The 12127-nt window shown below is 58.2% G+C and carries 14 protein-coding genes; 9 read left to right on the plus strand and 5 right to left on the minus strand.

Features of this window, described 5'->3' with window-relative positions; genetic code table 11:
- Positions 1-65: 65 nt before the first annotated feature.
- The 3 genes from ACA056_RS22205 to ACA056_RS22215 all read right to left on the minus strand — a co-directional run bounded on the left by ACA056_RS22205 (position 66) and on the right by ACA056_RS22215 (position 2531).
- A complete protein-coding gene (locus ACA056_RS22205; protein ID WP_497267806.1) occupies positions 66-395 on the minus strand; it encodes an amidase in 330 nt (109 codons plus the stop codon).
- Entirely contained in the window at positions 392-1486 is a 1095-nt protein-coding gene (locus tag ACA056_RS22210) for a serine hydrolase domain-containing protein (protein ID WP_497267808.1), read from the minus strand. Before ACA056_RS22210 ends, ACA056_RS22205 begins: the two co-directional genes overlap by 4 nt.
- A gap of 157 nt (positions 1487-1643) precedes the next feature.
- Positions 1644-2531 carry an acyl-CoA dehydrogenase middle domain-containing protein gene (locus ACA056_RS22215; protein WP_497267810.1) on the minus strand — a complete coding sequence of 296 codons (888 nt, stop codon included), beginning with the start codon at positions 2529-2531 and terminating at the stop codon, positions 1644-1646.
- Positions 2532-2685: 154 nt separating this feature from the next.
- Between ACA056_RS22215 and olsB the strand changes: the two genes are divergently transcribed.
- From olsB to ACA056_RS22235, 4 genes are all read left to right on the plus strand, one after another.
- Entirely contained in the window at positions 2686-3441 is a 756-nt protein-coding gene (gene olsB / locus ACA056_RS22220; RefSeq protein WP_149629023.1) for an L-ornithine N(alpha)-acyltransferase, read from the plus strand.
- On the plus strand, positions 3441-4232 hold the full coding sequence (locus ACA056_RS22225; RefSeq protein ID WP_497273583.1) for a lysophospholipid acyltransferase family protein: 792 nt from the start codon (positions 3441-3443) through the stop codon (positions 4230-4232). Before olsB ends, ACA056_RS22225 begins: the two co-directional genes overlap by 1 nt.
- Positions 4233-4342: 110 nt before the next feature.
- Entirely contained in the window at positions 4343-4651 is a 309-nt protein-coding gene (locus tag ACA056_RS22230) for a transposase (protein WP_231987638.1), read from the plus strand.
- A 26-nt stretch (positions 4652-4677) separates the two neighbouring features.
- On the plus strand, positions 4678-5484 hold the full coding sequence (locus ACA056_RS22235) for an IS3 family transposase (protein ID WP_403108674.1): 807 nt from the start codon (positions 4678-4680) through the stop codon (positions 5482-5484).
- A gap of 123 nt (positions 5485-5607) precedes the next feature.
- Here ACA056_RS22235 and ACA056_RS22240 read toward each other — a convergent pair whose 3' ends face one another.
- A complete protein-coding gene (locus ACA056_RS22240) occupies positions 5608-6186 on the minus strand; it encodes an acyl carrier protein phosphodiesterase (RefSeq protein ID WP_497267813.1) in 579 nt (192 codons plus the stop codon).
- A gap of 171 nt (positions 6187-6357) precedes the next feature.
- Here ACA056_RS22240 and ACA056_RS22245 point away from each other — a divergent pair, with 171 nt between their 5' ends.
- The 4 genes from ACA056_RS22245 (at position 6358) to ACA056_RS22260 (ending at position 9793) form a co-directional block, all read left to right on the plus strand.
- Positions 6358-6678 carry an ArsR/SmtB family transcription factor gene (locus ACA056_RS22245; protein ID WP_347802846.1) on the plus strand — a complete coding sequence of 107 codons (321 nt, stop codon included), beginning with the start codon at positions 6358-6360 and terminating at the stop codon, positions 6676-6678.
- Between the two features lie 3 nt (positions 6679-6681).
- Positions 6682-7848, plus strand: coding sequence for an MFS transporter (locus ACA056_RS22250; RefSeq protein WP_415759430.1), 1167 nt, complete (start codon positions 6682-6684; stop codon positions 7846-7848).
- Between the two features lie 21 nt (positions 7849-7869).
- Positions 7870-8919 carry an alkene reductase gene (locus ACA056_RS22255; protein WP_497267816.1) on the plus strand — a complete coding sequence of 350 codons (1050 nt, stop codon included), beginning with the start codon at positions 7870-7872 and terminating at the stop codon, positions 8917-8919.
- Positions 8920-9163: 244 nt separating this feature from the next.
- On the plus strand, positions 9164-9793 hold the full coding sequence (locus ACA056_RS22260) for a hypothetical protein (RefSeq protein ID WP_497267818.1): 630 nt from the start codon (positions 9164-9166) through the stop codon (positions 9791-9793).
- A 269-nt stretch (positions 9794-10062) separates the two neighbouring features.
- Here the strand turns inward: ACA056_RS22260 and emhR are convergent, their stop codons facing one another.
- The gene (gene emhR, locus ACA056_RS22265; RefSeq protein WP_497267820.1) at positions 10063-10701 is read right to left on the minus strand and encodes an efflux system transcriptional repressor EmhR; all 639 of its coding nucleotides are present in this window, start codon (positions 10699-10701) and stop codon (positions 10063-10065) included.
- A gap of 265 nt (positions 10702-10966) precedes the next feature.
- Between emhR and emhA the strand changes: the two genes are divergently transcribed.
- Positions 10967-12124 (plus strand): efflux RND transporter periplasmic adaptor subunit EmhA, encoded by a 1158-nt coding sequence (gene emhA, locus ACA056_RS22270; RefSeq protein ID WP_497267822.1) that lies wholly within the window; start codon positions 10967-10969, stop codon positions 12122-12124.
- Positions 12125-12127: the final 3 nt, after the last annotated feature.

Here is a 12127-nt window from a genome sequence, read left to right on the forward strand (position 1 = left end):
CGCCCGTGAGCCAATTGCAAACTTGTAGCTGCTGGCAAAGCCTGCTGCTGCAAGAACAGTGGTGCTCAGGGATTCAGGCGGCAGCCTTGGCGTTCGCCGACCCACACGGCGCTGTTGCTGCGGCCCATGCCGCTGACGGTGACGCGCTTGCTGACGGCGTCATCGGTAAAGCCACTGGTCGGCAGCCACTGCTTCACATAGCTACGACAGTACTCGACGTCGTTATTCATCACGTAACGGCACGAACAATACTCCTTGGCGGTGTAGGCGCTGATGATGTCCGGGAACGCCCACAGCGCCACGCGCTCCTGCCAGATCCAGCCAAGCAAGGCGATCAGCAGGACCGACAACAGCGTGCTGAACGGTCGGCGACGAACAAAATTGCGACGCTTCATGGCTGCCCCTTCGCGGCAAATGCCTTGAGTGCGAGTTTGAGCAAATCGTTATGCCGGTAGCTGCCGTCGCGGTCATCGCCGTAGCGCACGATCACCAGGTTTTCGCTGGGAATCACGTACATCGCCTGACCCCAATGACCCCGCGCGGCGAAGGTATCGTCGGGTGCATCGGGCCAGGGTTTTGCCGCGCCATCCAGCGAGCGGTTAAGCCACCAATGACCGCCGGGCACGGCGTCGTCCTGATTGGCTTGATAGCGGGCGAATGGTTCGCGGTTGAACGTGACCCAATCCTTGGGCAGCAATTGGTGCTCGCCCCAACGACCATCGCGAGCCATCAACAGACCGACTCGCGCGAGGTCCCGGGCGGTGAGATAGGCGTAGGACGAAGCGACGAAGGTTCCCGTGGCATCGCTTTCCCAGACGGCGTGACGAATGCCCAAGGGTTCGAACAGAGCAGTCCATGGATAGTCCGGATATCGGTTCGGCCCGACGATGGTTTTCAGCGAGGCGGACAACAGATTGCTGTCGCCACTGGAGTAACGGAATGCCTGACCGGGTTTGGCGTATTCAGCGTGATCGGCGGTGAACGCGGCCATGTCCGGGTGACCGCGGGTGTAGAGCATCGCGACCACCGAGGATTTCAACGGCGCGTATTCATAGTCTTCCTGCCAGTCCAGGCCCGAGGCCCAATGCAGCAGGTCGGCCATGGTCATCGTCGGGTGCTTTTCCAGCAGTGGATAAAACTTCAGGACCGGGTCCTGGAGCTTGAACAGTCCTTCGCCATAGGCGACGCCGAGGACCGCGGCCATCAGGCTTTTGCTGATGGACCAGGTCAGGTGCGGGGTGTCGGCGGTGGTCGGACCGGCGTAGCGTTCGTAGATCAACTGGCCGTCGCGGATCACCAGCAAGGCGTCAGTGCGGATGCCTTTTCGGGTGGCCTCATCACGGGGTGGGAAGGCATAAGTCTCCAGGGCTTGAAGCGCCGGCCCGCTGACTGTCGGGCCGGTTGACCATTGCTCGGCAGGCCAGTATTCGGCGTGGGCCGTGAGGCTGAGCAACAGCCCGACAATCAGGGACACGCCTTTGAACATGGTGGGGGCTCGGCGGGATGGACTTGCAGAGCCTAGCCGAGGTTGATGACAGTTCCGGGATTTGTGTCATGAATGCGGCCGCCTTCGCGAGCAGGCTCGCTCCCACCTTTGAAATGCATTCCCCCTGTGGGAGCGAGCCTGCTCGCGAAGGGGCCAGTCAATCCAGCGAAGATCCCGCGAGCGCCTTGGCCAACCGCTTCCCCCGCGCACCCGCCGCCAAATCCATCACGCCCTGATCACGCTGCCACATCGCGGCCCAATGCTGCGGGCCATCGGCCAGTGCCTGAGCCACCTCAGCCTTGAGCCCATCGAACTGCGCAAACAAGCCTGCGAGCAACACATGCCCGGACGGATTATTCGGCGCCTGCCGGCTGACTTCCGCACACCCGGCCAGCAGCGCCAGCAAACGCAGTTGCAAGGCTTGCGGCCAGTCGTTGTCCTGACCGATGCCGTACAGCCAGGCGGTCATGGCGCTCAGAACGTAAATGTCCTCAAGGGTGCGGAACGGTTTGATGTAAGCATCCCAGCCATCCCCCGCCAACAGTTCGCACTGAGCGTTATCGAGAAACAGCCGACCATGGCTGATGTCTGGCATCAACGGGATCGCCGGTAACTTTTCCAGACGCACACCCGGTTCATCGGGATAGACCACCGCCAGACTCAGGCGCGGTTTTTCGTCAGGTGCTTCGCTGCGAGCAGCGATCAGCAGCCAATCGGCGGCATCGCCTGCGGTGACAAAATCCTTGCGCCCGCTCAGACGCAAATCGCTGAGACGGGTCTGCATGTCCGCCACCCGCAGGCTGCGCTGTTCGGTCGCGCACAACGCGCCGAGGCTCAGCGGCGCGCTCGGCCAGAGCATGCGCAACGCCGCCTGATAGCCCACCAGAAACGCCAGGCCCGGCGTCGACATCAAACGCCCGCCGGCCACCGCCAGTTCGAACGGCGTGACGTTGCCCAACTGGTGCAACAAGGTCGCGAACGCCTCGCCCAGGTCCGGGTTGGCGGGCAGGCGATCGCGGCGACGCAGCAGGTTTTGCCAGGGCATAAAAGGCTCCTCGTGGGCTGTCATATAAGCATCACCAAAGCTTCATGGCGATGACACCGGGGCTACATAGCCTGACTTTGCACAACACGGCAGCATAAAGAAAGTCGATCGGCTGCAACCCAAGACGGGTGACCGGCCCGTATGGAGATTCGCAATGACTCAGATCGCCCGCATCAGCGACACCGGCAATGAACGCCGCCTGCAAGCCGAACGCCTGGTGGGCGCCGAGGCCTTGCAGGAAGCCCAGGCCTTGCGCTTCAACGTGTTCAGCGGCGAATTCAACGCCAAGCTGAAAGGCGCGGAGCTGGGTCTGGACATGGATGACTATGATGTTCACTGCGCCCACATCGGCGTGCGTGACTTGAACACCGGGCGTCTGGTGGCGACCACCCGTTTGCTCGACCACACCGCCGCCAGCAGCCTGGGCAAATTCTACAGCGAAGAAGAATTCAGCCTGCATGGCCTGCTCCATCTGAAAGGCCCGATTCTGGAAATCGGCCGCACTTGCGTCGATCCGGCCTACCGCAACGGCGGCACCATCGCCGTACTCTGGGGCGAACTGGCCGAAGTGCTGAACCAGGGTGGCTACAGCTATTTGATGGGTTGCGCGAGCATCCCGATGCAGGACGGCGGCATCCAGGCCCACGCGATCATGCAGCGCCTGCGCGAACGTTATCTGTGTACGGAACACCTGCGGGCCGAACCGAAAAAACCACTGCCGAGCCTCGACATTCCGTCCAACGTCATCGCCGAAATGCCACCGCTGCTCAAGGCCTACATGCGCCTCGGCGCGAAAATCTGCGGCGAGCCGTGCTGGGACGAAGACTTCCAGGTCGCCGACGTGTTCATCCTGCTCAAGCGCGACGAACTCTGCCCGCGTTATGCCAAGCACTTCAAGGCGGCCGTATGATGAGTCGGTTACGGGTATACGCGCGGATTGCGCGAGTGTTGGTGGTGGTGGCGCTGGGTTTGAGCATGGCTGGAGTGTTTGGGCTATTCGAGCGTTTGGGGATTGCTCATTCGATGGTCCGTCGCCAGCGCTGGTCGCGATTTTTCATGGCGCGCCTGAGCAATGCCCTGCCCTTTCGCGTGACCCTGCACGGTGAATTGCCGAAGGCGCCGATGCTCTGGGTCAGCAACCATGTGTCCTGGACCGACATTCCGCTGCTGGGCATGCTCACTCCGCTGTCGTTCCTGTCCAAGGCCGAAGTGCGCACCTGGCCGGTGGCGGGCTGGCTGGCGGCCAAGGCCGGCAGTTTGTTCATTCGTCGAGGGTCGGGCGACAGCCAGTTGATTCGCAAACAGATGACCCGTCATCTGGAGCAGGAACATCCGCTGCTGATGTTCCCGGAAGGCACTACCACTGATGGCCGTTCGTTGCGCACTTTCCACGGTCGATTGCTGTCTGCGGCGATCGACTCCGAAGTGAAGTTGCAGCCAGTGGCGATTCGTTATCTGCGCGATGGAGCGCTCGATTCGCTGGCGCCGTTCATTGGCGATGATGATTTGCTCTCGCACTTGATGCGCTTGTTTGCCCATGATCGGGGTGAGGTGGAGATTCATCTGCTCAAGCCGATCGCGTGTGAAGGTCGCGAGCGTGCGGCACTTGCGTTCGAGGCACAGCAGGCGGTGCAGAAGGCGTTGTTTGGGGCGATTCCAGAAACACAGCAAGTCCCAATGCGCCCAGCGATTGCGGCCTGACACACATCCACTGAAGGAACAAGAATCCCTGTGGGAGCGAGCCTGATCTGGCCTAATGAATTTGGACACATCAATAGGGCGCTATGATGGCGCCCAAATCTGAGGTGTGCATGATGATGCGAAAATCCTATTCCAGTGAGTTCAAACTCAAAGCTGCAAGCATGGTGCTCGATGAGGATCAGCCGATTCCCGAGATCTGTGCCAGCTTGGATATCGGCCCAACAGCTTTGCGCCGCTGGGTCGAGCAGGTGCGAAAAGAGCGCGCCGGATCGACGCTTGTGGGTACCAAGGCGATCACCGCCGACCAGAAGCAAATCCAGGAACTCAAAGCCCTGCTGAGGCAGAAAGACCGGGATATCGAAATCCTAAAAAAGGCCAGTGCTCTCCTGCTTTTGGACTCCAAAGATCATTCCCTCTGATCAGTGAGCTGGGCGAGCAGTACGGCATTACAGACTGCTGCCGCGTGTTTGAAGTCAACCGCAGCAGCTATTACGCCTGGCGCCAGCGCCAAGGTAAAACCAACCCGAAGCGCGAAGCGCTCAAGGTTGTTTTGATTAAATACCACAAGGCATCAAGAGGCTCGGCAGGTGCACGAACCCTCTCCGAAGATCTGCGGGGTGACGGCCATCAGGTGGGCCGCTACATGGCCCGCGGTTTGATGAAGGAAGCTGGGATCGCTAGCCGTCAGCGCAGACCTCACAAGTACAAGTCATCGGGCGTTGAGTCGCTGGTGGCTGAGCATGAGCTGGAGCGTGAGTTTTACGTAGCTGATATCAATAAGGTTTGGTGCGCGGATATCACCTATATCCAGCTGGGCAAGCGCTGGCTCTACTTCTCAGTCGTTCTGGATCTATTTGCGCGACGAGTGGTGGGCTGGTCGTTTTCACTGGTCGCCGACGCGACGCTGGCACGCGAATCACTGCGAATGGCCGTCGAATTGAGAGGGCAACCCAAAGGCGTACTGTTCCATTCTGACCAGGGATGTCAGTACACCAGCCATAAATTCAGGGACGAACTGATGGCGCACGAGCTTAGGCAAAGCATGAGTCGAAAAGGCCAATGCTGGGATAACGCCCCGATGGAGCGTTTTTTTGGAAGTTTGAAGTCCGAATGGGTGCCTGAAGACGGCTACAACTCGGAACACGAAGCCCGAGTTGATATAAACCGCTATGTGACGCGCTACAACAATGTCAGGCGCCACAGTTACAACGGTTACCACTCACCTGTAGCAGCGGAAAAGCTGGCGGCGTGAGAACCGAAAAAAATGTCCAAAATTACTGGACCAGTTCAGCCTGCTCGCGAAAGCGATATTCCATTCAGCATCTTCGTTGAATGTTATGCCGCTATCGCGAGCAGGCTCGCTCCCACAATGGGTTTATGTCTTTGAGTAGTTCTGCGCGAAATCCTGAAGCTGGGGATAGAACAACCGAAAGTCATCGCTCAACGGTTCATACAACACCCGCAATTCCTGCATCGCTGCGGCCAGCTCCTCCGGTCGCGTCAGCCTCCGTGAAATCCCCCGCAGCACCTGCTCAAGCACCGCAAATTCCCGATAAGAACCCAACCAATCATTAGCCACCATGTGCGGCGCGATCTGCGCCAGCCGTTCCGGCAATTGCGCCTCGGCGGACAACACCCGATACACCCCCGAAGTGAATTGCTCCAGCGGCTGATCGGCGTACAGCGTCCAGTCCCGGGCCAGGCAATGGTCGAAAAACACGTCAAGCACGATCCCGGCGTAACGCCTGCGGGTCATGGAAAACCGTGACAACGAAACGTCCACCAACGGATGGCGGTCGGTAAAGACATCAATGCTGCGATGCAGCTGGATGGCCGCTTCGATCTCCGGATCGAACTGCCCTTGCAGCCGCCCTTTGACGAAATCGCCATACAGACTGCCGAGCAATTGACCGGGGCGCTGGCCACCGAGGTGCAGATGTGCGAGATAGTTCATGCCGCGCAGCTTAGCACTGCGCCTTTGTATCGTTACACCCCGCATATCGTTATAACTCGATATACCGAATTACTCGGTCGTCAAACCAAAATCATATTGGTATATCGCGAAGTACCGATTTAAAGTTCGCCTCATCGCGATATAGCGTTTTACTCATCACGAGCCCAAACCATGACCATCGACCTCGACGAAATAATAAAAGCCCTGGCACACCCAGTACGCCGAGACATCCTCATCTGGCTGAAAGATCCCAAAGTCCAATTCCCGGAACAGATCCACAACCACGAGTACGGCATTTGCGCCGGACAGATCGATCAACGCTGCGGCCTGTCGCAGTCGACCGTGTCCGCCCATTTGGCGAACTTGCAACGTGCGGGACTGATCAGCAGCCAGAAAGCCGGTCAATGGCACTTTTTCAAACGCAACGAGGACGTGATTCAGGCGTTCCTCGACGCCATCGTCAAGGAGCTCAGCGCTCCGACAAGGAACTGAACAATGCCCCTCTCGCTACTCATTCTGGCCTTGAGCGCCTTCGCCATCGGCACCACCGAGTTCGTCATCATGGGCTTGCTGCCCGATGTGGCGGCGGACCTCGGTGTATCGATCCCCGGCGCCGGCTGGCTGGTGACCGGTTACGCCCTGGGCGTGGCCATCGGTGCGCCGTTCATGGCACTGGCGACCTCTCGATTGCCGCGCAAGGCCGCGCTGGTAGCGCTGATGGGCATCTTCATCGTCGGCAACCTGCTCTGTGCAATGGCGACCGACTACAACGTGCTGATGTTTGCCCGTGTGGTGACCGCCCTCTGCCACGGTGCGTTCTTCGGCATTGGCTCAGTGGTGGCAGCGGGTCTGGTTCCGGCGAACAAGCGCGCTTCGGCCGTGGCTCTGATGTTCACCGGCCTGACCCTGGCCAACGTGCTCGGCGTTCCGCTGGGCACCGCGCTCGGTCAGGAAGCCGGCTGGCGTTCGACCTTCTGGGCGGTGACCGTGATTGGTGTGATCGCGTTGATCGGCCTGATCCGCTTCCTGCCGGCCAAGCGTGATGAAGAGAAACTCGACATGCGCGCCGAACTGCGCGCGCTCAAAGGTGCCGGGATCTGGCTGTCCCTGAGCATGACTGCGTTGTTCGCGGCTTCCGTATTCACCCTGTTTACCTATGTCGCCCCGCTGCTCGGTGATGTCACTGGCGTCTCGCCCAAAGGTGTGACCTGGACCCTGATGCTCATCGGCCTGGGCCTGACGGTCGGCAACATCATCGGCGGCAAGCTGGCGGACAAAAGCATGGCCGCCACGTTGATCGGCGTCTTTATCTCGATGGCCGTGATCTCAACCGTACTGACCTGGACCAGCGTTGCGTTGATTCCGACCGAAATCACCCTGTTCCTCTGGGCCACCGCGTGCTTTGCCGCCGTGCCCGCCCTGCAAGTGAACGTGGTGACCTACGGCAAAGCCGCACCGAACCTGGTGTCGACCCTGAATATAGGCGCTTTCAATATCGGCAACGCACTGGGTGCCTGGGTCGGTGGCAGCGTCATCGCCCACGGTTTCGGCTTGACCAGCGTTCCTCTCGCGGCAGCAGCACTGGCGGTACTCGCCCTGCTGGTGACCCTGATTACCTTCCGTCAGAGCGGCAATCCCGAACTGGCCCCTGCTACCAACTGATCTCTACAAGAGAGCTATTTCATGACGACTATTTTCGATCCGATCAAACTGGGCGACCTTGAGTTGGCCAACCGCATCATCATGGCGCCGCTGACCCGCTGCCGCGCCGACGAAGGCCGCGTGCCAAACGCGCTGATGGCCGAGTACTACGTACAACGCGCCTCGGCCGGCCTGATCCTCAGCGAGGCCACTTCGGTCACGCCGATGGGCGTCGGCTACCCGGACACCCCGGGTATCTGGTCCAACGATCAAGTGCGTGGCTGGGCCAATGTGACCAAAGCAATCCACGGCGCGGGCGGCAAGATTTTCCTGCAACTGTGGCACGTCGGTCGTATTTCCCACGGGTCGTACCTGGGCGGTGAAGCACCGGTGGCACCAAGCGCCATTCAGCCAAAAGGCCATGTCAGCCTGGTTCGCCCACTGGCCGACTTCCCAACCCCACGCGCCCTGGAAATCGCTGAAATCGCCGACATCGTCGACGCCTACCGCGTCGGTGCCGAGAACGCCAAGGCGGCCGGTTTCGACGGTGTGGAAATCCACGGCGCCAACGGTTACCTGCTCGACCAGTTCCTGCAAACCAGCACCAACCAGCGCACCGACAACTACGGCGGTTCCGTGGAAAATCGTGCGCGCCTGTTGCTGGAAGTGACCGATGCCGCGATCGAAGTCTGGGGCGCGGGCCGCGTGGGTGTGCACCTGTCACCCCGTGCCGATCTCCATGACATGGGTGACGACAACCTGTCCGAGACCTTCACTTACGTCGCTCGCGAACTGGGCAAACGTGGCATCGCCTTCATCTGCTCCCGCGAGAAAGAAGATGGCGACAGCCTGGGTCCACAATTGAAAGAAGCGTTCGGCGGCCCGTACATCGTCAACGAACGCTTCACCAAGGACAGCGCCAACGCCTGGCTCGCCAGCGGCAAGGCTGATGCGGTCGCCTTCGGTGTGCCGTTCATTGCCAACCCGGACCTGCCGGCACGCTTGAAGGCCGATGCGCCGTTGAATGAGCCACGTCCTGAGCTGTTTTATTCCAAGGGCGCGGTCGGCTACATCGACTACCCGGTGTTGTAAGCGTCCCCCCTTGAAACGAAAAAGCCCCGACTCGAAAGAGCCGGGGTTTTTTATTATTAATAACTACCACACCCCAGCTAACTTATCGCAACCTTATTAACAACAACCCTTCCAACCCAACAATAACAATTAGAAAAAAATATTAACTATTAAACAAACCCACCAACATCGATACTCAACCCGCCGCAACCAACCCCTGACAAAGATAATCAACAACACATACATCCCATCAAAAGGAATTGACATGATTAACGACCGCACTGGATCTTCTGAGCAGTACCACGAGAATGGACGATCACCAGAAAGCTATCTGTGGGAGCACGAGCAAAAAGAAGCAGAACGTAAAGAAAAGGAGATCAACGACGAGAATGAACGTCTAGACAATGAAAAAAAAGAAATTAACGCTGAAAATGAAAAACGTAAAAATGCGCACTGGAAACAATTTAGCCAAAGCAATAATGAAATAAGGTTATTGACCTTCGTCCATAACAATACTGATGAAACGATCCAGCTAATTGATACAGACTTCGAAGTCGAGAATATGTCCGAATGCGACATTCCGCCCTACTCAATCGCCACGATGGATGCAAAAAAGCACTTTAACTCCAACAGACTTTCAGCTGTTACTGGCCGTGACCAAACGTTTATCAAAAAGTTTTTCACTTATGGCGCAGGCGACATGAAATGTCGTTTTGATACAAGCATGGTAGTGAAGGTTTCGTTCGGTATTATTGCGGCCACATTGACACCGACCTGGAACCATCAGGCACGCTCCATAGGCCGCAAGAAACTGGTATGCACATCCCGATTGAGAGCGAACGCACCCGAAACGCCATACAGTTACTGCCTGGATATCCATATCGGAGAGGAGTAGTCGCCCATCCAGTAACGCAGCCTACCTCGTACATCGAGTAGAACCTGAACAACCTTCAAAAAACAGGACGCCGTTGGTTGGCAGCACGGCGCCCTCGAAAACGGGATCGCTCACACTCGTTCACAGACTCGCAACAAATCACCTACAAAATACGTAGCTCACTACCTATCAACCCGACCAGCATCCATATATAACAGCTGCCTATGGCGAGAAGGCGAGCGAAGGCATGAACCTTCGCTCGCCTAAAGTGTTGACACAACCGGACTCAATTACGCATTTTGTCGAAGGCTTGGACTCAAGCGCAGCATGTCCAACCCTGTATCGGCCCAACGCTCGGCGTCGATGTGCAGTTCAAAGCTGTCGGGCGCCAACAGCCACTGATACAGGATGCCGTCGATGTACGCATGCAGGCTGATGGCCGCTCGTGCAGTGTCGAGGTCTTCCGGCAACTGCCCCCGATTCACCGCATTATTCAGGGCCAGGGCGATTCGCACATTGCAATCAAGGCTGACCTTTCGGCGCTGCTGACGCAGGTCGCACATTTCATCGGTGAATTCGCACTTATGAAACAGAATCTCATTGATGCGTCGGGTTTTCGGGTCCAGGGCAACTTGATGAAACAAATGAATCAGCAGCTTGCGCATGCAGCCGAGGGGGTCGATTTCATCTTCGCTTTCACTGGCCTTGGCCATTTCATCCAGCGGCTCTTGCAAGGTATCAAGCATGGCCTGCACCAAATCCGCCTTGTTGCTGAAATGCCAGTAGATGGCCCCGCGCGTGACCCCGGCCAGGGTAGCGATATCCGCCAGTGTCGTGCGCGCCACGCCTCTTTCGTAAAAGGCCTTTTCTGCCGCTTCCAGTATCTGGCTGCGGGTTTCTTGAGCTTCCTCTTTGGTGCGACGGACCATGGCAGTACAACCTCAATCAGGATGCTTCAGCGATGTCTGAACATCAGCTGAATAAAAGTGGGGCGATCGCTCTCGGGCGTCGTCCCCGGCCTACAATTCGAACCCTTGAACGGCTTTTGTAATGGTGTGGATACGCGGTCAAGGTATTTACAAACAACCATGAACGTAAGTATATTCCTTAGCAAGCTACTTATCCACTCAGCGCACATTTTTTACCTTTCCACCTTTCTAGTGCGCAATTTGCGCGCCTGACCCGAGGATTTTCATGCAATTCAAGCCAGCTGTTACCGCTCTGGTCACCGCCCTCGCCTTGGCATCGCTGCTCAGCGGATGCAAAAAGGAAGAGGCGGCACCTGCCGCACCACCACCTCAGGTCGGCGTCGTTACTCTGCAACCTCAAGCCTTCACCCTGACCTCCGAGCTTCCGGGCCGTACCAGCGCGTACCGCATCGCCGAAGTTCGCCCTCAGGTCAACGGCATCATTCTCAAGCGCCTGTTCAAGGAAGGCGGCGAGGTCAAGTCCGGCCAGCAGCTGTATCAGATCGATCCGGCGGTTTATGACGCCACTCTGAAAAGCGCCGAAGCCAATCTGCAACAGACCAAATCGATCTCCGACCGCTACAAGCAGTTGGTCAACGAGCAAGCCGTCAGCCGTCAGGAATACGACACGGCCCTGGCCAACCGGTTGCAATCGGAAGCCGCCCTGCAAAGCGCCCAAATCAATGTGCGTTACACCAAGGTTTACGCTCCACTCTCCGGCCGCATCGGCCGTTCTACCGTGACCGAAGGCGCGCTGGTCACCAGCGGCCAGGTCGAAGCGATGGCGGTGATTCAGCAACTCGACCCGATCTACGTCGACGTGACCCAGTCTTCGGTAGAGCTGCTAGAGCTGCGCCGCGAACTGGAAAGCGGTCGTCTGCAAAAATCTGGCGATAACGCGGCCAAGGTCAAGCTGACCCTCGAAGACGGCAGCGAGTACAAACAGGAAGGCAAGCTCGAGTTCTCCGAAGTCTCGGTGGACCAGACCACCGGTTCCGTGACCTTGCGTGCGGTGTTCCCGAACCCTGACCACACCCTGCTGCCAGGCATGTTTGTACACGCCCAATTGCAGGCCGGTGTGAACAGCGCGGCGATCCTCGCCCCGCAACAAGGCGTGACCCGTGATCTCAAAGGCACCCCGACCGCGCTGGTCGTCGGTCCGGACAACAAGGTCGAACTGCGTCAGCTCAAGGCCAGCCGTACTATCGGCAGCCAGTGGCTGATTGAAGACGGTCTGAAGGCCGGCGATCGACTGATCACCGAAGGGCTGCAATACGTCAAACCTGGCATTGAAGTAAAAGCCAGTGAAGCGACTAACGTTGGCGCAAAGAACCCGGCCCCCGCACAGGCAGCTAACAAGGCTTCCAGCGGCAAAGGGGAGTAAATC

This window comes from Pseudomonas sp. LBUM1666, from assembly GCF_059695775.1.